The organism is Bacteroides sp. AF29-11, from assembly GCF_003602895.1.
GTDB classification, from domain to species: Bacteria; Bacteroidota; Bacteroidia; order Bacteroidales; family Bacteroidaceae; genus Bacteroides; species Bacteroides uniformis.
In genome coordinates, this window is sequence record NZ_QTLY01000004.1 from 208,845 (window position 1) to 232,240 (window position 23,396).

Below are 23,396 nucleotides of genomic sequence, written 5' to 3' on the forward strand. Positions count from 1 at the left end.
CCCTGCCTATACTTTTATGGGTGATATTTTCTAAATCACTCCACGGATACGGTCATCGAATGCCGAGAGTGCTGCCTTTGCCCCTTCGCCCATGGCAATGACTATCTGCTTGTAGGGAACATTCGATACATCCCCTGCCGCATATACCCCCGGAAGTGTGGTACGGCAGAAAGCGTCAATCTTAATCTCCCCGGTCGGAGTCGTTTCCAGCTTGTTGCGGAAAGGAGCGCTGTTGGCTGCCAAACCGATTTGCACGAAGATGCCGTCTAACGGGAAGTCGCGTTCTTCGCCGGTAAGGCGGTCCTTGATGCGGATAGAAGTTACTTTTTCCCCGTTTCCATCAACTTTAATGGTCTGTGACGAGGTAAAGATTTCCACATTCGGCAGGCTCCGGGCTTTCTCTTGCAGCACTTGGTCGGCTTTCAGTGTATCGGCAAATTCGAATACCGTTACCTTCCGGCAGATGCCTGCCAGGTCGATGGCAGCTTCAATCCCCGAGTTACCTCCACCGATAACCGCTACATGCTTGCCTTGATAGAACGGACCGTCGCAATGCGGACAGAATGCCACGCCGCGTCCTATGTATTCCGCTTCGCCCTCCACATTCAGTTTGCGCCAGCTTGCCCCTGTGGCAATGATTACCGCCGATGCATGGAACACCTCGCCGCCTACGGTGGAGACACTTTTTTCCGTTCCCTGCAACTTTACTTTCTCTATCTTACGCTCCTCGAAAATCTCTATCGGATAGTGCTCTATATGTGTGCGGAGTGCGTTGGCAAGTTCTGCACCAGTAGTCTGCGGCACGGAGATAAGGTTTTCTATGCCTACCGTCTCCTTTACCTGTCCGCCTATGCGCTCGGCAACAATCGCCACCCGTAGGCCCTTGCGTGCAGAGTAGATGGCTGCGGAAGCTCCGGCTGGTCCACCGCCCAATACCAGCACGTCGAAATCTCTCTCTATCGGTGCTTCGTCCTCTTGCGGAGCACTGCCGAAGGCTTCTTCCAGCTTCTGCAAAAGCTCTCCTAAAGAACCGCGACCTACGTGAAGCAGCTTGCCATTAGCGTAGACTGACGGCACGGCTTGTATCTTCAGCGCATCCACTTCCTCTTGATTAAGCGCCCCGTCCACCATCTCGTGGGTGACGTGCGGATTCAGCAATGCGATGATGTTCAGTGCCTGCACCACATCCGGACAGTTGGTGCAAGTAAGCGATACATACGTTTGCAGGCTGATGTCGCCTTGCAACGCCCGGATGCGGCGACGAATTGCTTCGTCCGGCAGATTTTTCCCCTTTCCATCGGCATTCAGCACGGCAAGTAGGAGGGAAGTGAACTCGTGTCCGCCGGGGATGCCGCGGAACTTGATGCCGGTTTCCACATCGTCTTTCAGCAATGTGAACTCCAACACGGGGTTCTCTATCTCACTCATCCGGCAGGAGAGCTTGTCGGAACAGCTTGCCACATCCTTCAAGAATCCGATAAGCTCTTGTGCCTGCTCGTGACCCGGATGATAGGTGATGTGAAAGACGTAGCGGGCTTCCAAATGCTGGAATACGCTCCGCACCTGGTCTAATATAGTTGTTTCTAACATGATTAATAGGGTGTTTGGGGTGAGAAAATAGTCTTTTAATATGTTTGATATAGAGTAGTTGCAGAACTTGTGAGGAAGTACTCCAATACTCCTTCGAAAGTACTGCGGTACTCCTTTGAAAGTACTACAGTACTTCTGTACAAGTACTGCGGACGTCTTAAAGGAAAGCGGACGTCTTTCTATGGTGAAAGCGCCCGCTCCTCCTATTACTTATCAAATCTTTCCTACAAGGTCGATGCTCGGCTTCAAAGTTTCCGCTCCTTTCTTCCACTTGGCAGGGCATACTTCTCCATCGTGTGTGGCAACAAACTGTGCAGCTTCTACCTTGCGCAGCAGCTCGTCGGCATTGCGTCCGATGTTGTTGTCCTGTATCTCGGCAATCTTGATTTTACCCTCGGGATTTACGAGGAATGTGCCGCGATATGCCATGCCTTCCTCTTCAATCATCACGCCGAATGCGCGGCTCAGTACGCCTGTGGGGTCGGCAAGCATGGGGTACTTAATCTTGCGGATGCTTTCGGAAGCATCGTGCCATGCCTTGTGCACAAAGTGCGAGTCTGTGCTTACAGAATATACTTCTACGCCCATTGCTTGGAATTGGTCATATTTCTCTGCGATGTCTACCAGCTCGGTAGGGCATACGAAGGTAAAGTCTGCCGGATAGAAGAAGAAAATGGCCCATTTACCTTTTACGTCTTCGTGGGATACTGTTTTGAAACTTCCGTTTTGGAAAGCCTGAACCTTGAATTCAGGGAGTTGTGAGTTGATGATCGGTTCCATAATTTTTCTCTTTTAATAGGTTTAGTTTTTTGTTTTACCAATGCGAAGATTGTGCAGACAGAATGTAGAAGCCAGTTTGCTTGATGATGCTGAGGTGCAACCGACCTTCGCTTTTTCTGTTTGCAAAAATATAGCATTTTTCCCCGATAGAACAAAAAATCCGATTGAAAGATTTTATGGAGCGATAGATGAAATCTATACGACTGCTTGGGTTGCTTTCAGTGAGAGCATTTCCTTGGGTACGGAAAGTTTTATCTCCTTAACCAGCACTTCGAGCAGCGTGTGGCGGATAAAGTTCTTATTGGTCAGCAGCACGACCTGGCGGGTGGGGCAGGGGATGGCGAAGGAACGTACCAGCTCTTTCTGGGCATCGCCCAGTTGCAGAACGGCCAGTTCGGGGATGAAGGTCACGCCTTTGCCGCTTTCTACCATGCGCATAAAGGTCTCCATGCTGCCCAAGTGATAGGCAAGCTGGCTGGCACGTGCCGACTTCATCTGGCAGAAGCGCACCAGCTGGTCGCGGAAGCAATGGCCCTCGTCAAGCAGCCAAAGCTGTTCGCCGTTCAGGTCGGAAGTACGGATTACCTCGTTGTTGAAGAGGGCGTCTTCGCGCGACACGTAGGCAAAGAACTGTTCATAGAACAACGGCGTCTGCTGCAACTCTTCCATACCTGCCAGACTCGCTACGATACCTGCATCTATCTCTCCCGTCTGCAGGGCTTTCTTGATGTCGTTTGTTTTCATTTCGACTACCCGGATGTCGAGGTCGGGGTATTTCTTCATCAGCTGCGGAAAGAAACGGGGCAGGAGGTAAGGAGCTACGGTGGGAAGTATGCCCAGCTTGAAGGTGCCAGTCAGTGAGTGTTTTTCTTCTTCTATAATATTCTTTATACGGTTGGCTTGAACCAATATATTCTGTGCTTGTTCTATGATGTGGATACCGACGGGAGTGGGGCATACCGGCTGCTGGCTGCGGTCAAAAATCCGGGTGTCCAGTTCCTCTTCCAGTTTCTGAATCATGGCACTGAGGGTGGGCTGTGTCACGCGGCAATATTCGGCTGCTTTGGCAAAGTGGCGGAACTGGTTGACGGCAAGGATGTATTCCAATTGTTGTAAAGTCATGATGAACAAGGCATTTGAAGGTTATGTATAGAGTTCGTCTATGCAAAGATAGAAATTATCTGTTTGACAAGCCTTGATTTACCCCTTATCTTTGCAATACCCAAAAGAAAAATAGTATAAATATTTAAAACAATAGAATTATGAAAACTTTAGATTACTTGCATTTGAATGAAAAGAAAGTGGCTGGCGTAGCATCAGCATTGCACCAATTATTGGCCGACTTCCAGGTACATTACACCAATTTGCGCGGTATGCACTGGAACATCAAGGGACACGGCTTCTTTGTGCTGCACGAGAAGTTCGAGAGTATGTATGACGATACCGCCGAGAAGATTGACGAGATTGCAGAGCGCATCTTGATGCTGGGTGGCGTGCCCGAGAATAAGTTCAGTGAATACCTGAAGGTTGCCAACGTGAAGGAAGTGTCCGACATCTCTTGCGGCAGTGAGGCTGTGGACCATATCCTCGAGACTTACGGCTACCTGATTGGTGAAGAGAGAAAGGTAATTGAACTGGCAAATGAAGCTGGCGATGACGTGACGGCAGATTTGATGACCGGCTACCTGAAAGAGCAGGAGAAAATGGTTTGGATGCTCGTTGCATTCAGTACGAAAAGCTGCACGAAATAAAGGATAAAGAGTCGTGAAAAAGGATAGGGTGATAAAACGGTAGCGGATGCTGCCGGTTTTATCACCCTATTATCTTTCTATAGTTTATATCACTTCTTCTTCGGTGTCCGTCTTGCCCACCCTTCTTCACTGAAGTCGGGCTCTGCATCCTTAAAGTCATTGTTGCCCTGGAAGAACTGTTTCCAGTCATCCTTTTTGCCACGGGCTTTGGTGTAACCCCGCTCTTCGCGGCTGGGCTTGCCTTTCTTCTTGTCGTTTGCAGGACTTTCGGCCTTTTCGCTGCGTTTGCCGGTGGCATCGTTCCGTTTGCCGTCTTCCTTGTAACTGCGCTTCTTGCTGTCAAACTCTTTTTTCCCATGGCTTCCGGCTGTACCCGGACGTTTGCCCCTCGGAGCCTCCTTACCCTCGTCTCCAGCAACCTCTACGGATACTTTACGGCCGTTCCAGCTGGCGCGGTTCAGGGCCTTCACTACATTGGTGGCTTCCTTTTCCTCCACTTCGAAGAAGGAGAACTTCTGCATCAGGTCAATTCGTCCCAGCTCTACACGTCCACGTGTATTGTTGTTCAGCAGGCTGATTAATTCGTTGGGGAAGAAGTTGTCCATTTTACCCAGGTTGATGAACAAGCGGGTAAAGCCGGGTTCTGCTTTGCGGCTGCTTCTACGGTCGTTGCGGTCGCCCCTCTCGCCACTTCTTGCACCACGCTCACTACCGGTTGCTGTCTCTATCTCGTCACGGCCGCGATAGTAATCCAGGAAACGGTTGAATTCATGCGAAACCATGCGTTTAATCAGGTCCTCTTTGCTCAGCCAATCCAGCTTGCGGTAGATGTCGGTCATAAAGTCGGCGATTTCCTCCTCGTTCACTTTCACCTTTTCAAGATCGTCTATCACTTTGAGCAGTTGCTTTTCGCATATCTGTTTGCCGGTGGGCATTTCGCCTGCAATGAATTTCTTGCCGATGATGCGCTCAATCTCGCGCATTTTGCCTTTCTCTCGCAGGTTGATGATGGCGATGGAAGTCCCGGTTTTGCCGGCACGTCCCGTACGGCCGCTGCGGTGGGTATAACTCTCGGTGTCATCGGGCAATCCGTAGTTGATGACGTGTGTCAGGTCGTCCACATCGAGGCCGCGTGCGGCAACGTCCGTGGCAACCAGCAGTTGTAGGTTGCGGATGCGGAACTTTTGCATCACGGTGTCACGCTGCGCTTGACTCAGTTCGCCGTGCAGCGAGTCGGCATTATAGCCTTCCTGCATCAACTTGTCAGCTATTTCCTGCGTTTCTTTGCGGGTACGGCAGAAGATGATGCCGTATATCTGCGGATAGTAGTCCACAATACGTTTCAGGGCAGCATACTTGTCTTTGGCATGTACACAGAAGGCTACGTGTTTCACGTTGCTGGTGCTTTCATTTTTGCGTCCGATGGTGATTTCCTTGGCATCGCGCAGGTACTTCTTGGAGATGCGTGCGATTTCCGGGCTCATGGTAGCGGAGAACAGCAAGGTGTTGCGCTCCTGCGGCACATCGGCGAGAATGGCGTTGATGCTGTCTGTGAATCCCATGTTCAGCATTTCGTCCGCTTCGTCCATAACCACGTTCTGTATGGTGGCGAGGGACACGGTTTTGCGTTCCATCAGGTCCAGCAGTCGTCCCGGTGTGGCTACGATGATGTGTACACCCCGTTTCAGGGCGCGTATCTGGCTTTCGATGGACGAGCCTCCATATACGGGCAACACTCGCAAGCCATCGGTATATTTAGAATAATCGTTCAAGTCGCCTGCTATCTGCAAACAAAGTTCGCGGGTGGGGCAGAGAATAAGTGATTGGGGAATTCGGTTGTTGACGTTAATCTTCTGTATGAGCGGCAGGCCGAACGCTGCGGTCTTTCCTGTTCCTGTTTGTGCCAGTGCTACTACATCATTGTTTTCTCCTAAAAGGTAGGGAATTACTTCCTCTTGTACCGGCATGGGCTGCTCGTAACCCATTTCTTCGATGGCGCGGCGTATCTCCGGCGACACACCGAGCTCTTCAAATGTCTTCATTAAATCTTCTGTATATCTTTATCTTTATATTTCGGGCGCAAAGATAGTGCTTTTCAATGGATAATTGATAATTGATGGTTGATAATTATGCAATTACATGATAAAATCGTTTTTTATTGGCTACTCATTATCCATTATCCATTGTCAATTATCCGTTAAAAGAATGTCTTGCAGTCTCTTTCTTTCTTCTTTTGTCAGACCGATGCCTCTTTGCAGGTAGGTGTCGGTATCTCCATACCTTCGTTCCATTTCTTCGATGGCGGCATTCAGGAAATCCTCGCGTGCCGAGAAGAGGGTGGTGATGGCCTCTTGCGAGCGTGCCGGAAGCTGGTAGGCGTATCGGGAGGCCGCCGGGATGTTGAAGTAGTCGTTGCTGAGGCGGTAGTCTTCCATGATGATGTCTTCGTCCACTCCAAGGGAGGCAAGCACAAGTGCCGATACGATGCCTGTGCGCCCTTTGCCCGACGAGCAATGGATAACGACGGGATAATTGTTCTTGTCCAGCAGAATATCGAAAATCCGGCGGTATTCTTTGGTGTAGTTGCTGATGAGCTCGCGGTTCATCTGCTCCACGATTCGGTAGACAGTGTCGCTCTTGATTTTCTGTTCCTGCACACCTTTCAGGATATACTCCATGTCGCCGGTAGGAATGGGGATATGGATCACTTTGAATTCCTGTTGCAAAGGGCTTTGTCTGTTCGCTTCGACAGATGAACGCAGGTCGATGATGGTCCTTATGCCTATGTTCTTGAGCTCTTTGCGCGAACACGGTTTCAGCTTGTCTATTTCGGCAGAGCGATATAACATGCCCCAATGCACTTTCTTTTGGGTGGGATAGGAGGAATAGCCTCCCAGGTCCCGGAAGTTCTGTATGCCGGGGATGTTGATGTTGCGGGTGGCAATCTTTACCCGGTATTTGTCGGCGAATACAAGTGTGTAGTAGTATCGTTGTGTAGGGTCGGTAGTGATGACAGTCATCTTCAGGTCGGAGATGTTGGCGACGGCAACGGGAACATCTTCGGGGATATGGTCGGGATTGGTCGAAGCATATACCTTCACATTTCCTTTGATGAGGGGGGCCATTTCCCATTTTACAATGCAGTTGCCCACGTTGTTTTCTTCGCATACAACGGAAATGTGAGGGGAAGTGCCGCTGCAGGAAGGGAGCAGCACTGCCAAAACAAGCAAGTTCAATAAGTTCTTATACATAATTCGTAACCTCTCTGATGTCGTCAGTCACAAATATATGTAATTTACCCACAGAAGGTAACAGCAATGCCAAGCTTTTATATTTCTTTTTTGAACTTTAAAAAAACTGCTATAGATTCTTTCGTGCATAGGCAGGTTGGTTTACAATGTTACATCAGCGAACCGGGAGGTGGTAATGGGGGGAGTTTCCCTTGGGGCTTTTGTCTCCATGACAGCATGATGTAATTGAGTTGTTTTCCCACTTCTCCGGGTTTAAAGTGTATTTGTTCTTTCAGTTTTACTTCGATTTCCCTATAGACATGCAGTGGTACTCTGGCGTATGGGCTAAAGGTCGTGAAATTGAAATTCACTTCCATTACTTTCCCCGTATCCGGACTGAGTAGCATGGTTATTGTGAACTCACGCTTTCCGAGTTCATCTGCCATGGCTTTGGTAAAAGCTTCGTCCACAATGAAGTCTGCTTGTTTACTCATGGAGCTATTGTATTCAATTACTTTTTTTTCATTCCAGCTACCGATGTATATTTTTCCTGTGGCTTTATATACAATATCTTTGTATGTCAACTTGTTCTCTTTGTTATAAAGAGTCACAAACTGGCTACCGTCATCTACGTCACATTGATACGTATAACCATCTACCTCGAAAGTGGTGGTTTTTTTATAAATGACTGTTCCTTCAAGCGATTCTTCTGTTCTGATAGGTTTATCCTGTGCTACACAAGGGTAGATGTATCCTATAAGCAGTGTAATAAGCAATAGTCTTTTCATTCGTCACAATTTTTAGTTGTTAATTTTGTATGTTGCTTACATTAGCGAACCGGGAGGAGGTAATGGGGGGAGTTTCCCTTGGGGCTTTTGCATCCATGCCAGCATAATGTAGTTGAGTTGTTTTCCTTCCTCTATGGGTTTAAAATGAATTTGTTCTTTCAGTTTTACTTCGATTTCCCTATATACATGTAGTGGCACTTTGGCGTATGGCTCAAAGGTGAAAAAATTGAAATTCACTTCCATTACTTCTCCCGTATTTGGACTGAGCAACATGGTTATCATAAGTTCCGTTTTCCCAATTTCATCTGCCATGGCTTTGGTGAATGCTTGGTCTACTATGAAATCTGCTTGCTGACTCATGAATCTGTCATATTCAATTACATTGCTACTCCAGCTGCCAATATATGTCTTCCCCGTGTCTTTATACACAATCTTTTCGTATGTCAGTTTGTTTTCTTTGTTATAAAGAGTCACAAACTGGCTACCGTCATCTACGTCGCATTGGTACGTATAACCATCTACCTCGAAAGTGGTGGTCTTTTTATAAATGACTGTTCCTTCAAGTGATTCTTCTGTTCTGATAGGTTTGTCCTGTGCTACACAAGGGTAGATGTATCCTATAAGCAGTGTAATAAGCAATAGTCTTTTCATTCGTCACAATTTTTAGTTGTTAATTTTGTATGTTGCTTACATTAGCGAACCGGGAGGAGGTAATGGGGGGAGTTTCCCTTGGGGCTTTTGCATCCATGCCAGCATAATGTAGTTGAGTTGTTTTCCTTCCTCTATGGGTTTAAAATGAATTTGTTCTTTCAGTTTTACTTCGATTTCCCTATATACATGTAGTGGCACTTTGGCGTATGGCTCAAAGGTGAAAAAATTGAAATTCACTTCCATTACTTCTCCCGTATTTGGACTGAGCAACATGGTTATCATAAGTTCCGTTTTCCCAATTTCATCTGCCATGGCTTTGGTGAATGCTTGGTCTACTATGAAATCTGCTTGCTGACTCATGAATCTGTCATATTCAATTACATTGCTACTCCAGCTGCCAATATATGTCTTCCCCGTGTCTTTATACACAATCTTTTCGTATGTCAGTTTGTTTTCTTTGTTATAAAGAGTCACAAACTGGCTACCGTCATCTACGTCGCATTGGTACGTATAACCATCTACCTCGAAAGTGGTGGTCTTTTTATAAATGACTGTTCCTTCAAGTGATTCTTCTGTTCTGATAGGTTTGTCCTGTGCTACACAAGGGTAGATGTATCCTATAAGCAGTGTAATAAGCAATAGTCTTTTCATTCGTCACAATTTTTAGTTGTTAATTTTATGTTGGGAAAAATATTGGTGATATCCGAATACTCTTTAAATGGATAATTGTCGTATCCTTCCTGACGGAAAGCATTAACGACATTATTAGATATATAGGTTTCAAAGATATCCAAGAATGAAGTTGTAACATGACCTTGCTGATTTACATATTTAGTCAATGAAGTTGTTGCTCTTAGGCGTTGGCTTTTTGCATATTTATCTTGTTTTTTGTCCGTCCACTCCGCGCTCCTTTGTAAGAACAGGTATTGCGCATAGTGCGCTTCTATCTCTCTGTTCATCATAGAACTTTTGAACGATGATATAGGCTCTTGTGTGGTTTGGAAAACATGGAACATTTCATGCAGAAGGTTGTTTGCTTCCAATTCTTCCAATCCGATGTGCAAGGTATGCTCTTCCCAATTGTAGGAATACCCTTTGCCGAAATCGAATTCCAGATTGATTTTGTTGTTTTTGACTTTCTCTTTCAGTTGGCTGTATAGGTCTCCTCCCAAACAGTCTTCCATGATTCGGGCTGTCATGTTTTCGGTGATTACCCATAAAAGCGAGTCTTGGTCGGCCTCTTTCTTGAATATATTTCCTGCCGGAGTGCCCGATGAAGAGCCGGAACCTCCTGAACTTCCTCCTCCAATCCACACATCGCCGCTTCCTCCTCCTTCACTGTTCCAGTTGCTATTATTTATAAGGGCATCATCTACCCAATAGGAATGACTAACGCAGTTGGTATAGCTGTATTCCAGCTGGTCTTTAGGTCCGGTATATACATCCCAGCATTGGGTGACGGTTATTACCGAACGGGTCTGGGCATGAGGCTTGAATGTGAGTCCTTGCGCATTCTCTTCGCCAAATACTAGATAGCTTAACAAGTCGAATATGAACACTTGGTCGCTTTCTCTTATGAGTTCGTCATCACGCTTCAATGGAAAAAACTTCATCCATCCGTCTTTGATGTGCAACAGCCAGATGGCATCGATGCAGTGTGGCTTGTCAAGGCGGTAGAGGGGAACGAAGATACAGGTCTCTTCTCCAGTCAATTTATAGGTGAAGTTCCAGAGAGGAATGCCGTATTTCAACAGGAAAGAAGCGGTGAAATGCTTTTCTTCTTCCACTCTGCGTAGTGCGGAAATCACGGCTTTTAGGGTAGAGTCGGTGTAGGCAAAGAAGTTTTCCGGCTTGAATAACGCTTGCCGGGTCAACGGGACATCGTTTGCCGGGAATCGGGGTTGATAGAAGGATTCTTCTGTTTCGCAAGAGGCGAGTATTCCTAAAAGAATGCACAAGGCAAGGCAGATGTTTTGCCATTTCTGCTTAGGAGGGGTTGGAGAGTGCTGTCTGCTTCCTTTTGTATTCATAGCGCGAATGCTTAAGGTATAAAGGATAGACAAATAAAGCAAAAAAAAAGCAGAAATGAAAGGAAAAGCGGGAGAATTTTGTTAATCCGGAAGCTGTTCTACCACAGATTGCATGGATTTTCAGGCCATGTAATCTGTGGTGAACACCCTTTTGTAAGGGTGTCTATGGCTGGTATTTTCGTGCTTCTGCAAATTCCTTTGAAACGGAGTTGTTGAAACTCTTGCATACCTCGGCGGCAAACTCAATGCCGTATTGGATAACTTGGTCCCAAGTAGCCTCGTCCATGGTATCGAGGTCCTCGTAGCGTACATTATGTTTCAGCAGCCCGAAGATGATGCCTGCGTTGAAGTTGTCTCCTGCACCGATGGTGCTGACCGCCTCCAGTGGGGGGATGGAATATTCCTTGGAAATCGTGCCGGTGCGCAATGAAACCTGCTCCGCGCCGGCTGTGCAGAGGAAGTTGCGGCAGTAGAACTTTACTTTGTCTTTGTATATCTTGTCGGCCTCCTGCAGGCCCCACATATAGAAGAAATCCTCTTGCGAGCCGCGTACAATGTTGGCGTATTCCAGATTCTCGATGATGGTGGGAGCCAGCTTGATGGCCTCCTCTTTATGGGACGAACGGAAATTGGGATCGTAGTAGATAATGGCATGCATGTCGTGTGCGCGTTCCAGTAGCTCCACCACTTTGTCGCGCAGTACCGGATTCAGGGCATAGTACGACCCTATGATTACGATGTCGTCTTCCTGAATCTGCGGATATTCCACGTCCAGGCGCTGCTTGGGATAATCTTTGTAGAAGATGTATTCCGCATCGCTCCGGTTGTTCAGGAAAGCGAGTGATACGGGGGACTTCCCGTCGGGGAACACATTGACATGGTCTGTGGGAATATTGTTCTCGCGCATGAAGTTGAGGATGATATTGCCCACGTGGTCGTTGCCCGTTTCACTGATAAAGCAGATGGGAACACCGATACGTCCCAGTGAAACGATGCCGTTGAATACCGAACCGCCCGGAACGGCTGCTGTGGGCTGTTCGCCACGGAATATGATGTCCAGTATGGTTTCTCCGATGCCTATTACTTTACGCATAGCGATCTTGATTTTTCTCCGAGGTAACCACCGTGATGGCGCTTGGAGTAGTCTTCAATGGTGAATCCTGTTTCTTTCATGGTCTGTACCACCAGGATGTCGCCGATGACGGTCATGGCGGTGGTCGAAGTCGTGGGTGTCATGCCCAGTACACATACTTCTTGCGGTTTCCCGGTGCTGAGGCATACGTTGGATTCGTGTGCCAGGGGGCTGTCGGGGTTTCCGGTGATGACGATGAACTTCAGTCCCGGGTTCAGGTTATGTGCCAGCTGTGTCAGCTCCACGATTTCGCGAGTTTTGCCCGAATTGGAGATGAGCAGCAACAAGTCATTCTCCTGGAGGATGCCGAGGTCACCATGCTGTGCTTCGCTGGGGTGCAGGAAAACGGACGGAATACCGGTAGAGCAGAAGGTGGTAGCGATGTTCATGGCTATCTGTCCTGCCTTGCCCATACCCGAAGTTACCAGTTTCCCTTTTTTGCGGTGCACTTGTTCTACGATGAGTTCTACAGCTCTTTCATAAGCGTCCGTCACTGGAATGTTCAGTACGGCCTGTGCCTCTTTCTGCAAAAGCTCTTGAATGGATGCAATCATACTTAATGTGCTAATTTGATTAATGTGCTTAAAATTATAGCAATTGCAAATATCTGCAATTTTCTATAAACGGCAATAAGTTTTATTGTATTTTTGTCGCCTCAAATAGTTTGAAACGTCAGAATGAAGAACTTAAAAGAAAATTTACTGCCAACTTTCAATCAATATACTCTGCCCAATGGCATGCGCATCATTCACGAACCCTCAGCCTCCAAAGTGGCTTATTGTGGTTTTGCCGTAGATGCGGGTACGCGCGACGAGCTTGAAAACGAGCAGGGTATGGCGCATTTTGTGGAGCACCTTATATTTAAAGGTACCGCCAAGCGCAAGGCATGGCACATTCTGAACCGCATGGAGAATGTGGGCGGTGACCTCAACGCTTACACCAACAAGGAAGAGACGGTGATTTACTCTGCTTTCCTGACCGAGCATTTCGGCCGTGCCTTCGAACTTCTGGTGGATATTGTATTCCACTCCACCTTTCCGCAACGCGAGATAGAGAAGGAGACAGAGGTGATTATCGACGAGATACAATCCTACGAAGACAACCCTTCCGAGCTAATCTTCGATGATTTTGAGGACTTGATATTCAGGGGGCATCCCTTGGGACGCAACATTCTGGGCAATCCCGAGCAGTTAAAGCAGTTTCGCAGTGAGGATGCTGCCGCATTCACTGCCCGCTTCTACCATCCCAACAATATGGTTTTCTTTGTTCTGGGTAATCTGAGTTTCAAGAAAGTTGTGCTTATGGCAAAAAAACTTCTGGCGGATATACCGGCAACACCGGTGCATTATGGTCGTACTCTGCCGCCCCTCTATGTACCCGAGCATCTTGTAGTGCATAAGGATACTCACCAGGCACATGTCATGATTGGCAGCCGGGGATATAATGCATACGATGACAAGCGCACCGCACTTTACCTGCTGAACAATGTCTTGGGTGGCCCGGGCATGAACAGCCGCTTGAACGTCTCTCTCCGTGAACGTCGTGGGCTGGTCTATAACGTAGAATCCAACTTGACTTCCTATACCGATACGGGAACTTTCTGCATCTACTTCGGTTGCGACCCTGCAGATTTGGACTACTGCACCCGCCTGGTATATAAGGAATTGAAACGCTTGCGTGATGTCCGGATGACTTCCTCGCAGCTTGCGGCCGCCAAGAAGCAGCTTATCGGGCAAATCGGTGTAGCTTCGGATAATAATGAGAACAATGCGCTGGGTATGGGAAAGACTTTCCTGCATTATAATAAATGCGAAACTTCCGAAGCCGTGTTCCATCGCATTGAACAGCTCACTTCGGAAGCTCTGTTAGAGGTGGCGAACGAGATGTTTGCCGAGGACTATCTTTCGACGCTCATTTATCGCTGACCGCTTTTTTTATTTGAAAACCTGCAACATAGGACGTCCTATCCATACTTGTGGCTGTTTCAGCCCGAAGATGTGGGCAATGGTGGAGGCAACGTCATACTGCATCATGCTTTCGTGGAATTCGCCTTCTTTCTTAATGTTCTTTCCGGAGATGATGAAGGGAGTCTGCATTTCCTGCATGGTCTTGCCGCCATGTCCTTTTTCAATACCTCCGTGGTCGGCAGTAACGACGAAGATTGTTTCTTTCAGCATGCCTGCCTCTGTAACGGCCTGGATGATGCGGCTCACATAACCGTCGAGTTCTTTCAGTTTGGCGTAATATTCAGGAGTATTGTGTCCGGCTTGATGGCCTACATGGTCGGGGTTGTCAAAGCAAATGGCAAGAAGGGTCGGTTGTTTCTCCTTGATATACTTTTCTGCCATACCGCATAAGGCTTCGGGATGTTTGTTGTAGTCGGGCGCTTGCGCATAGTGGCTTAAGGCAAGAGTGTCTACAAGGTATTTGATACCGTCCCATTCATACAGGCAGCCTATTTCCGCTTCCGGCCGGGCATCACGTAGCAGCTGGAAGATGGTAGGAAATATGCCGTGCTGGTTCAGTACGCGTGACGGAAGCTCGGGAGTCTTGGAGCCCCATTGCGTATATCCGTGCAATTCAGGACCTGCCCCCATAAACATGCTTGCCCAGTTGACGGCGCTGGAGGAGGGAAGTACAGTCCGTTTTTCTAATGTATAAGAACCGTCTGCCATCAGTTGCTTGATGTGGGGGATGTCTGCTTTGGGAACACTGTAGCTACCCCAGCCGTCAAGACCGATGAAAACTACGTGTTTTGCTTTTCCCTTGGCATTGCAGGGAACTGAAAAGAGGCATGCCACTGCTAGGGCGATGAATAATGTAAAAGTCAGTTTCTTCATGTTTTCTTTAGTTCTTATTGTTAACATGAAACAAAGTTACGGGAAACGTACCTAGTTTTAGTACGATATCGTACATAATCCGGCCGATTTTATATCGTTTCGTTCTTTTCCAACCGTTGCATGCTGAATTCACAGCCGCAATACTGCTGGTTGTAGAAGTCATACTCTTTCAGCAGTTGGTTGCGCCGGTCCTGAAGTCCGCCTTTCCGCCAGTTCTGTTCCCAGAAGAGGGTGCCCGGGTAGAGCGCGGCGGCACGGCGTCCGGCTTCATTGATTTGTTCCAGGCTTTTCCAGCGCGAAGAGGCGAGGGTAGTGGTGAATACGGAGAAACCGTGTTCGGAGGCGTAGCGGGCTGTCTCTGTCAGGCGCAGGGTGAAGCACTTCAGGCAACGGCTGCCGCGTTCCGGTTCGTGCTCCAGGCCTTGCATGGTGTGCAGCCAGTGTGCATAATCGTAGTCTGCATCGATGAAATCGATGTTTTTGGAGGTTACGAAACGGATAGCCTCGTTTTTCCTTATCTCATATTCCGCCTGCGGATAGATGTTGGGATTGCAGTAGAATACGGTGGGGCGTATGCCGTTCTCCAGCATGCACTCGATGATGGCAGAGGAGCAAGGTGCGCAGCACGAATGCAGCAGCACCTTGCGGTCACCGTTGGGTGTTTGGACTTTCAACATTATACTTTCAGTTTAATCTTGCCTTTCACCAGCAGGCCGGTCAGCCCCACAATGACAAGCGAGAAGACGAGGGACTTGAGCAGCCCCGGTACACCGCTTCCCAATGCTTCGGGATAGTGCAGATGCAGCAGTTGCTGGACAGCATACCAGATGTAAGGGATAATATAGCAGGTCAGCGTTGCCGTGCCTGCGGGTTTGATAATATCGAACCAGTTGGTCTTGCCTTTCACGTCCGTCAGCCAGTAGAAGAAGCCGAACAAGGGGAAGAACATGGCGAGGCAGTAGAACAGCCATGTCGGTGTGGCTTGTATTTTGGATATAATCCAGAACGGGTGTGAGACGAGGGCAAGGACAAGCATTCCTATGCCGAGGGCACAGAGCATGCCGATGAACCGTCCCGGCCGTTCCCGGTCGGCATAGCGCTGCATGAGCAGGGAGGTCAGTACGCCGGACATACCAAGGGCATGCAGCGTCCAGTCGCTCGGGATAAAGGGAAGCAGGACAATCCGGCTGCCGTACTCTCCCGGTATCAAGTCGGAATGGCTGACTACGGCAAGCAATACGACCACGAACCAGGCAATGGCATTCTTCCGCAGGTTCTCCCGAGTGAATAGATAGATGCCTGCACATACCGCATACGTCCAGCCGATAAGTCCGAGGATGCCCCACCAGCTTATCTGGAACGGTTTCCCGTTCATGTCCTTGTAGATGACGAGGAAGGCAAGCAGAAGCACGCCTGCTGTTTTCATTGCGGTGAAAAGGACCTTTTTCGTTCCTACCGCTTTGGGATATACCCCCCAGGTGAGGAAGAAACCGATGACCATCAGGATGGAGAACCATGGGTGCGAGAGGCCGCCTTCGATGCCTCCGCTGTTCAGTGAAAACAGTCCCATGGCAATCAGTGCCACTGTCCGCCAGAAGATATGGGCCACGACTTGCAGGGTGTTGTCTCCCTTTTTGTACCGGTTTTGTATGGCAAAGGATACGGACATGCCCATACAGAAAAGGAAAGCGGGGAAGATGGTGTCGGAGAATCCCATCATGTCTTCGTCTATCCTGGCATGCATCAGCCAGTGGGGGACGTTTTTCAGTCCGGGAATGTCGTTGACAAAGAGCATGAGGAACATGGTGAGTGCGCGGAATACGTCTACCGCGGCAATCCGTTGGGGTGTTAAGCTTTTCATGATAGATAATTTGTTTGGGGGTTTTGAACGCAAATATAGGAAACTATTCTTTCCGATGCTACTGCTTTGCAGGATTTCTTGCTATATTTGCATGAACTTTATGGTCATGGAAAGGAGATTGTTCATTTTTTGTTTTCTTGCCGTCGTGGTATGGCAAAGTGTGGCTTTGGCTGCCGGCACGTCGTCTTTCACTGCACTGACGGCTTCTTTGGATGAGGCTATCGAGGCGCATCGGCACTATGTCGCCGTGCGTGAAGGGCGCATTGCCCGGCTGAAGTGCCAATTGCTGGATGCCGACACCGCCAATCTCTCTTTTTTTCGATGGAATGGGGAAATTTATAAGGAGTACAAGGCATATATCTGCGACTCTGCCATCCATTATCTTTGTGTCAATCTGGATTGGGCAGAACGCTATGGCCAACGGAATGCAGCACTCGAAACAAGGCTGGAGCTTGCCCACCTGATGGCTTCGGCAGGCATGTACGAGGAAGCTGCCGAACTCTTGAGGCAGACGGACAAAGCCTCCCTTCCCACCCATCTGATGCCGGACTATTACAATGCCTGTCATAAACTTTACACAGAACTGAGTTTCTATACGCTGGACGATTCTTTCAAGAAGCATTATCAGGCTTTGGCTACCCATTATGACGATTCTTTGATGCAGGTACTTCTGCCTTCATCCCCCCTCTATCTGGAACGAAGAGAGACGCGGGAGGCCGCTGCAGGCCATCCGGACGAAGCCTTGAGCATCAATGATACGCGTCTGGCACATGCCAAGCCCAATACTCCCGAATATGCGCTGGTGACCTATCAGCGCTCATTGCTCTACCGCCGGCTCGGGAACCGGGAGGAGGAGAAGCGCTATCTGGCTTTGTCTGCACTGACCGATATTCGCCTGAGCATCACAGACCATGCCTCACTCTGGAACCTGGCGGAACTTCTTTATGAGGAAGGGGATATGGAGCATGCCTACCGTTACATCCGTTTCTCGTGGGACGAAACCAACCGATACAACGCCCGTAGCCGCAGCCTCCAGACTGCCGGCATCCTTTCACTGATAGACCTCACTTATCAGGCCATGCGCGAGAAGCAGAATGACCGGCTCCGGCTGTACCTCTGGCTCATCAGCGCTTTGATTGTGCTGTTGGTGGTGGCAGTGGGCTTTATCTACCGGCAGATGCAGCGACTCTCTGCCGCACGGAACAAGCTGGAGCATGCCAACGAGCAACTGCAACTCTCAAACAACATCAAGGAGGAGTATGTGGGCCGTTTCATGAATCTCTGCTCCGTTTATATCAACCGGCTGGATACCTACCGGCGGATGGTCAACAAGAAAATCTCTGCCGGGCAGATGGAAGAGCTGCTGAAGATGGTGCGTTCCCGCGAGGTGCTGGACACCGGACTGAAGGAACTCTATGATAACTTTGATACTGCCTTCTTGCACCTTTTCCCCGATTTTGTCGATAAATTCAATGACTTGCTGCAGCCCGAAGAACGCATCGTGCTCCGTAAAGGCGAGTTGCTGAATACGGAACTCCGCATTTTCGCCTTGATTCGTCTGGGTATCGACGACAGTTCGCAGATTGCAGAATTCCTCCGTTATTCCGTAAACACCATCTATAATTACCGTGCCAAAGTGAAGAACAAGGCCCGCATTTCGCGCGAGGACTTTGAAATACGGCTGATGCAGATACGCTGACAATACGTCAAACTGGCTTTTTGAATCCACTTTCTGCCTTTCTCTTCTTCTGATTATATTTCTGATTATTAGTTGTTTGTTTGTTCATGCTTCTTCACTCCTTCCACCTATTCCCGATTCGCCGGTACGAGGTGTTCTTATCTTTCCTAACTTTGGGGAAGCAAAAGCGAATATCGCAACTAATACTATAACCAAAATTATTGCCATGAAACATTTATTAGCGACAAGCATTACCATCGCCCTGCTCTCTTTGGGCCTTGCGGGATGCGGTGAGAAACAAGCGACAAAAGAAGTAACTTCGGATGCATTCGTAACCATTCAGGGTCAGGACTTGATAAAGCCCGACGGTACCAAACTCTTCATCATGGGTACCAACCTGGGCAACTGGCTGAATCCGGAAGGATACATGTTCAAGTTCAACAAGACCAATTCCGGCCGTTTCATCAATGAGATGTTCTGCCAGTTGGTGGGACCGGACTTTACGGCCGACTTCTGGAAAGCATTCAAGGACAATTATGTAACGCGCGAGGACATCCGCTTCATCAAGGAGCAGGGTGCCAACACCATCCGCCTGCCTTTCCACTACAAGCTGTTTACCGACGAGGACTATATGGGGCTGACCGCCGCCCAGGACGGATTTGCCCGCGTGGACAGCCTGGTAGAGTGGTGCCGCGAATCGGACTTGTACCTCATCCTCGACATGCACGACGCTCCCGGCGGACAGACAGGCGACAACATCGACGACAGCTACGGCTATCCCTGGCTGTTCGACAGCGAAGCCAGCCAGCAACTCTACTGTGACATCTGGCGCCGGATAGCCGACCGCTACAAGGACGAACCGGTCATCCTCGGCTACGAACTCTTCAACGAGCCCATTGCCCCTTACTTCGAGAACATGGAGGAACTCAACGGCAAGCTGGAAGATGTATATAAGAAAGGTGTAGCCGCCATCCGCGAGGTGGACAGCAACCACATCATTCTGCTGGGCGGTGCGCAATGGAACGGTAATTTCAAGCCTTTCAAGGACTCCAAGTTCGACGACAAGATAATGTACACTTGCCACCGTTACGGAGGCGAACCTACCCAAGCTGCCATCCAGACGATTATCAACTTCCGCGACAGTGTGAACCTGCCCATGTACATGGGTGAGATAGGCCACAATACGGACGAATGGCAGGCCGCTTTCTGCCAGACGATGCGCGAGAACAACATCGGCTATACCTTCTGGCCCTACAAGAAGATGGACGGTTCTTCTTTCGTCGGCATCACTCCGCCGGAGAACTGGGCAAACATCGTGTATTTCTCCGAAGCACCGCGTGCCACGTACAAGGAAATCCGTGAGGCACGTCCCGCGCAGGCCATGTCCCGCAAGGCGATGATGGACTTTATCGAGGCATGCAAACTGAAGAATTGTGTGGTTCAGGAGGGTTATATCCGGTCATTGGGAATGAAGTAGCGGGTGCTGCCTCGCTGCAAACAGTACGTATCAAGTCCCAGAGGATGAGATGCCGGGACTTAGTATGAAAGAGGTAGGGACTGAGCTGTACACACCATAGGACTGAGCATCCAAAACATCCGGATGTTTTAGGGCAAAACATGGGGATGTATTGGGATAAAACATCCGGGTGTTTTGGGGTAAAACATGGGGATGTTTTGGACAACAACATCCGGATGTTATGGGTACTCACTATACGGGTGTAAGGACTTCAGTTCCTATGTAGGTAGGGCTAAGTCATATTCCCTTGTATGTTGGGGATTATCAATGGTACGGACTGATTATGATTGCTTACTTATATAACAACTTAATTATACAACAATGAAAAAAGTATTATTCGGTTTGGTTCTGGCTGCTGTCGCGCTGCCTCTTTCGGCCCAGCAGAAGCCCGTCTATCTGGACGCAAGCAAACCTATTGAAGAAAGAGTGGAAGACGCCTTGAGCCGTCTGACCCTGGAAGAGAAAGTGAAGTTGACCCATGCGCAAAGCAAGTTCAGCAGTGCGGGTGTGCCCCGTCTGGGCATTCCCGATGTGTGGACGGACGACGGCCCCCACGGCATACGTCCCGATGTGTTGTGGGACGAGTGGGAACAAGCCGGATGCACCAACGACTCCTGCGTGGCTTTCCCTGCCCTGACCTGTCTGGCGGCAACCTGGAACCCCGAAATGTCTCTCCTTTACGGACAGAGCATTGGTGAAGAGGCACGCTACCGCAACAAGTCCGTCCTGCTGGGCCCCGGTGTCAATATCTACCGCACACCGCTCAACGGACGCAACTTCGAGTATATGGGTGAGGACCCTTATCTGGCTGGAAAGATGGTGTCGCCCTATATCCGGGGCGTGCAGCAGAACGGCGTGGCCGCCTGCGTGAAACACTTCGCCTTGAACAACCACGAAGTGAACCGCCACACCACCAACGTCATCGTGGACGACCGTGCCCTTTATGAAATCTATCTGCCTGCTTTCAAGATGGCCGTGCAGGAAGGCGGAGCGTGGAGCATCATGGGTGCCTACAACCTATACAAAGGCCAACATCTTTGTCACAACCAATACACATTGAACGATATATTGAAGGGCGAATGGGGATTCGACGGCGTAGTCATTTCCGACTGGGGCGGCACGCACGATACCCGGCAAGCCATCACCAACGGGCTGGATATGGAATTCGGCAGTTGGACCAACGGGCTCTCGAACGGTGCCAGCAACGCATACGATAACTATTATCTGGCAAATCCCTATCTGAACCTCATCCGCGAAGGTAAGGTAGGTACCACGGAACTGGACGACAAGGTACGCCGCATTCTGCGCCTTATCTTCCGTACGGTGATGAACCCCGACCGCCCGTGGGGAAGCATGCTCTCTCCGGAACATTACGAGGCTGCCCGCCGCATCGGTGAGGAGGGCATCGTACTGTTGCAGAACAAGGGCAATGTGCTCCCGATAGACCTAAACCGGGCTAAAAAGATTCTTGTAGTGGGCGAGAATGCCATCAAGATGATGACCGTAGGCGGTGGCAGTTCTTCCCTGAAGGTACAGCGCGAACTCTCTCCGTTGGACGGCATCAAGCAGCGTGTGGCCGGCAAGGCCGAGGTGGTCTATGCCCGTGGCTACGTGGGCGATGCAAGCGGTGAATACAACGGGGTGGTGACCGGACAGAATCTGAAGGATGACCGTACTCCCGAAGAGCTGATAGCCGAAGCCGTGAAAGAGGCCCGGGATGCCGATTATGTCATCTTCATCGGTGGTTTGAACAAAAGCAACGGCCAGGACTGTGAGGATTCAGACCGTGAAGGTCTGGGTTTGTCTTACGGTCAGGATGCCGTTATCTCCGCACTGGCCGAGGCGAACAAGAATCTGATTGTCGTCAACATCTCCGGCAACGCCATTGCCATGCCGTGGGTGAACGAGGTGCCTGCCATCGTGCAGGACTGGTATCTGGGTTCCGAAGCCGGCAGTTCCCTTGCCGCCATCCTCATGGGTGATGTCAATCCCAGCGGCAAGCTTCCGTTCACCTTCCCCGTGAAGCTGGAGGACTGCCCGGCCCACAGCTTGGGCGAATATACCGGCAAACGGAGCAAGGACATCATCGACATCAAGTATAATGAAAGCATCTTCGTGGGCTACCGTTGGGCCGATAAGCAGAAGAAGGTGAAACCGTTGTTCCCCTTCGGCCACGGTTTGAGCTATACCACTTTCGAATATGGCAAGCCGACGGCCGACAGCAAGACCATGCAGGCCGACGGTACGCTGACCGTGAAGGTTTCTGTAAAGAATACCGGAGCGCGCGAAGGGCAGGAAGTTGTCCAACTGTACATCAGTGACAAGAAGTCCTCTCTGCCTCGTCCCGTCAAGGAACTGAAAGGTTTCCAAAAGGTGAAACTGGCTCCGGGCGAAACAAAGGAAGTCACATTTACCATTGATAAGGAGGCTCTTAGCTTCTTCGATGACACCCAGCACGCTTGGGTGGCCGAGCCGGGCAAGTTCGAGGCTGTCATAGCAGCTTCGGCAGCCGATGTGAAGGGAACGGTTCCTTTTGAATTGAAATGATGTAGGAAAATAAAGTTTCCTTTTAGGTTATTATCAAAGATAGTGTAGATGGAGGGTGTGGCCGTGAGGTTGCACCCTTTCTTTGTACTCTTTACAAGCCAATATGTTTTCTTATATTTCTGAGTTTCTTCGGGTTGGCTAAGGAAGATGCAGATATGCTGGATGTTAGAGTCAAAGCAGTGATGTTTTGTAGTAATGGGTGAGTTTTTACCGCCGTGTTTGGGCAGATCTTCATCTTTTATATTTATTTTTGCAGAAATCAATGTTTAATAAAAACTATCATGAAGAAGTATTTAGCAGAAATGATCGGGACAATGGTTCTTGTCCTGATGGGATGTGGTAGTGCTGTCTTTGCCGGAAGTGCGGCGGGGGCGGTTAGTGCAGGTGTCGGAACGCTGGGAGTGGCTTTTGCTTTCGGCTTGTCCGTTGTGGCGATGGCATACGCTATCGGAGGAATCTCGGGCTGTCATATTAATCCTGCCATTACCCTGGGCGTTCTGTTGTCCGGCAGGATGAGCGGGAAAGATGCAGCCATGTATATGGTGTTTCAGGTTATTGGGGCGGTTATCGGTTCTGCCATTCTTTATGCATTGGTGTCTACGGGCGCTCATGGTGGTCCTACGGCTACCGGTTCCAATGGGTTTGCTGACGGAATGATGTTGCAGGCATTCATTGCAGAGGCTGTGTTCACGTTTATCTTTGTGCTGGTTGTGTTAGGTTCTACTGATTCCGAGAAGGGGGCGGGTAATCTTGCAGGATTGGCCATTGGTCTTACGTTGGTATTAGTGCACATTGTTTGTATTCCTGTTACGGGAACTTCTGTCAATCCTGCCCGTAGCATCGGTCCGGCACTGTTCCAGGGTGGCGAGGCTCTCTCTCAGTTGTGGCTGTTCATTGTAGCTCCGTTTGTGGGTGCTGCGCTGAGTGCCGTTGTATGGAAAGTGCTTGCTGCAAAAGAAGGTAAATAAATGTCGGCAGACAGTGCCTTAAGAAGAGGCGGCT

General features: G+C 49.3%; 20 protein-coding genes. 6 read left to right on the top strand and 14 right to left on the bottom strand.

Features of this window, described 5'->3' with window-relative positions:
• Window positions 1-30 precede the first annotated feature (30 nt).
• From ahpF to DWZ03_RS08475, 3 genes are all read right to left on the bottom strand, one after another.
• On the bottom strand, window positions 31-1,590 hold the full coding sequence (gene ahpF / locus DWZ03_RS08465; RefSeq protein ID WP_120129619.1) for an alkyl hydroperoxide reductase subunit F: 1,560 nt from the start codon (window positions 1,588-1,590) through the stop codon (window positions 31-33).
• Between the two features lie 213 nt (window positions 1,591-1,803).
• The gene (ahpC, locus tag DWZ03_RS08470) at window positions 1,804-2,370 is read right to left on the bottom strand and encodes an alkyl hydroperoxide reductase subunit C (RefSeq protein WP_005826106.1); all 567 of its coding nucleotides are present in this window, start codon (window positions 2,368-2,370) and stop codon (window positions 1,804-1,806) included.
• A 195-nt stretch (window positions 2,371-2,565) separates the two neighbouring features.
• A complete protein-coding gene (locus tag DWZ03_RS08475; protein ID WP_005826104.1) occupies window positions 2,566-3,492 on the bottom strand; it encodes a hydrogen peroxide-inducible genes activator in 927 nt (308 codons plus the stop codon).
• Between the two features lie 140 nt (window positions 3,493-3,632).
• On the opposite strand from DWZ03_RS08475, the gene DWZ03_RS08480 reads away from it, so the two are divergent.
• Complete coding sequence (locus DWZ03_RS08480) at window positions 3,633-4,121, top strand: Dps family protein (protein ID WP_005826103.1); 489 nt, start codon at window positions 3,633-3,635, stop codon at window positions 4,119-4,121.
• 89 nt (window positions 4,122-4,210) lie between these two features.
• On the opposite strand, the gene DWZ03_RS08485 is transcribed toward DWZ03_RS08480, so the two are convergent.
• The 8 genes from DWZ03_RS08485 to DWZ03_RS08520 form a co-directional block, all read right to left on the bottom strand.
• A complete protein-coding gene (locus DWZ03_RS08485) occupies window positions 4,211-6,163 on the bottom strand; it encodes a DEAD/DEAH box helicase (protein ID WP_009037442.1) in 1,953 nt (650 codons plus the stop codon).
• A 144-nt stretch (window positions 6,164-6,307) separates the two neighbouring features.
• Entirely contained in the window at window positions 6,308-7,372 is a 1,065-nt protein-coding gene (locus DWZ03_RS08490; RefSeq protein ID WP_117878326.1) for a tyrosine-protein phosphatase, read from the bottom strand.
• 149 nt (window positions 7,373-7,521) lie between these two features.
• Entirely contained in the window at window positions 7,522-8,139 is a 618-nt protein-coding gene (locus tag DWZ03_RS08495) for a DUF5043 domain-containing protein (protein ID WP_005826097.1), read from the bottom strand.
• Window positions 8,140-8,175: 36 nt separating this feature from the next.
• A complete protein-coding gene (locus tag DWZ03_RS08500) occupies window positions 8,176-8,790 on the bottom strand; it encodes a DUF5043 domain-containing protein (protein ID WP_005826095.1) in 615 nt (204 codons plus the stop codon).
• A gap of 36 nt (window positions 8,791-8,826) precedes the next feature.
• On the bottom strand, window positions 8,827-9,441 hold the full coding sequence (locus DWZ03_RS08505; protein WP_005826095.1) for a DUF5043 domain-containing protein: 615 nt from the start codon (window positions 9,439-9,441) through the stop codon (window positions 8,827-8,829).
• On the bottom strand, window positions 9,438-10,820 hold the full coding sequence (locus tag DWZ03_RS08510; protein WP_005833893.1) for a hypothetical protein: 1,383 nt from the start codon (window positions 10,818-10,820) through the stop codon (window positions 9,438-9,440). The genes DWZ03_RS08505 and DWZ03_RS08510 overlap by 4 nt, the downstream gene beginning before the upstream one ends.
• A gap of 163 nt (window positions 10,821-10,983) precedes the next feature.
• Entirely contained in the window at window positions 10,984-11,913 is a 930-nt protein-coding gene (locus DWZ03_RS08515) for a carbohydrate kinase family protein (RefSeq protein ID WP_005833892.1), read from the bottom strand.
• Entirely contained in the window at window positions 11,901-12,506 is a 606-nt protein-coding gene (locus DWZ03_RS08520) for an SIS domain-containing protein (protein ID WP_005826081.1), read from the bottom strand. The genes DWZ03_RS08515 and DWZ03_RS08520 overlap by 13 nt, the downstream gene beginning before the upstream one ends.
• A gap of 123 nt (window positions 12,507-12,629) precedes the next feature.
• On the opposite strand from DWZ03_RS08520, the gene DWZ03_RS08525 reads away from it, so the two are divergent.
• Window positions 12,630-13,877 (top strand): M16 family metallopeptidase, encoded by a 1,248-nt coding sequence (locus DWZ03_RS08525; RefSeq protein ID WP_009037438.1) that lies wholly within the window; start codon window positions 12,630-12,632, stop codon window positions 13,875-13,877.
• 9 nt (window positions 13,878-13,886) lie between these two features.
• Here the strand turns inward: DWZ03_RS08525 and DWZ03_RS08530 are convergent, their stop codons facing one another.
• The 3 genes from DWZ03_RS08530 to DWZ03_RS08540 all read right to left on the bottom strand — a co-directional run bounded on the left by DWZ03_RS08530 (window position 13,887) and on the right by DWZ03_RS08540 (window position 16,653).
• Window positions 13,887-14,792 (bottom strand): alkaline phosphatase, encoded by a 906-nt coding sequence (locus tag DWZ03_RS08530; RefSeq protein WP_044468248.1) that lies wholly within the window; start codon window positions 14,790-14,792, stop codon window positions 13,887-13,889.
• Between the two features lie 89 nt (window positions 14,793-14,881).
• Entirely contained in the window at window positions 14,882-15,469 is a 588-nt protein-coding gene (locus DWZ03_RS08535) for an epoxyqueuosine reductase QueH (RefSeq protein ID WP_009037437.1), read from the bottom strand.
• On the bottom strand, window positions 15,469-16,653 hold the full coding sequence (locus DWZ03_RS08540) for a DUF5009 domain-containing protein (protein WP_061412230.1): 1,185 nt from the start codon (window positions 16,651-16,653) through the stop codon (window positions 15,469-15,471). The genes DWZ03_RS08535 and DWZ03_RS08540 overlap by 1 nt, the downstream gene beginning before the upstream one ends.
• A gap of 106 nt (window positions 16,654-16,759) precedes the next feature.
• Here DWZ03_RS08540 and DWZ03_RS08545 point away from each other — a divergent pair, with 106 nt between their 5' ends.
• The 4 genes from DWZ03_RS08545 to DWZ03_RS08560 all read left to right on the top strand — a co-directional run bounded on the left by DWZ03_RS08545 (window position 16,760) and on the right by DWZ03_RS08560 (window position 23,362).
• On the top strand, window positions 16,760-18,352 hold the full coding sequence (locus DWZ03_RS08545; protein ID WP_225982638.1) for a DUF6377 domain-containing protein: 1,593 nt from the start codon (window positions 16,760-16,762) through the stop codon (window positions 18,350-18,352).
• A gap of 205 nt (window positions 18,353-18,557) precedes the next feature.
• Window positions 18,558-19,808 carry a glycoside hydrolase family 5 protein gene (locus tag DWZ03_RS08550; RefSeq protein ID WP_034525477.1) on the top strand — a complete coding sequence of 417 codons (1,251 nt, stop codon included), beginning with the start codon at window positions 18,558-18,560 and terminating at the stop codon, window positions 19,806-19,808.
• A 360-nt stretch (window positions 19,809-20,168) separates the two neighbouring features.
• Window positions 20,169-22,394, top strand: a complete 2,226-nt coding sequence (locus DWZ03_RS08555) for a glycoside hydrolase family 3 C-terminal domain-containing protein (RefSeq protein ID WP_016272120.1) — start codon at window positions 20,169-20,171, stop codon at window positions 22,392-22,394.
• Window positions 22,395-22,675: 281 nt separating this feature from the next.
• Entirely contained in the window at window positions 22,676-23,362 is a 687-nt protein-coding gene (locus tag DWZ03_RS08560) for an MIP family channel protein (protein WP_022401890.1), read from the top strand.
• The last annotated feature ends 34 nt before the right edge of the window (window positions 23,363-23,396 follow it).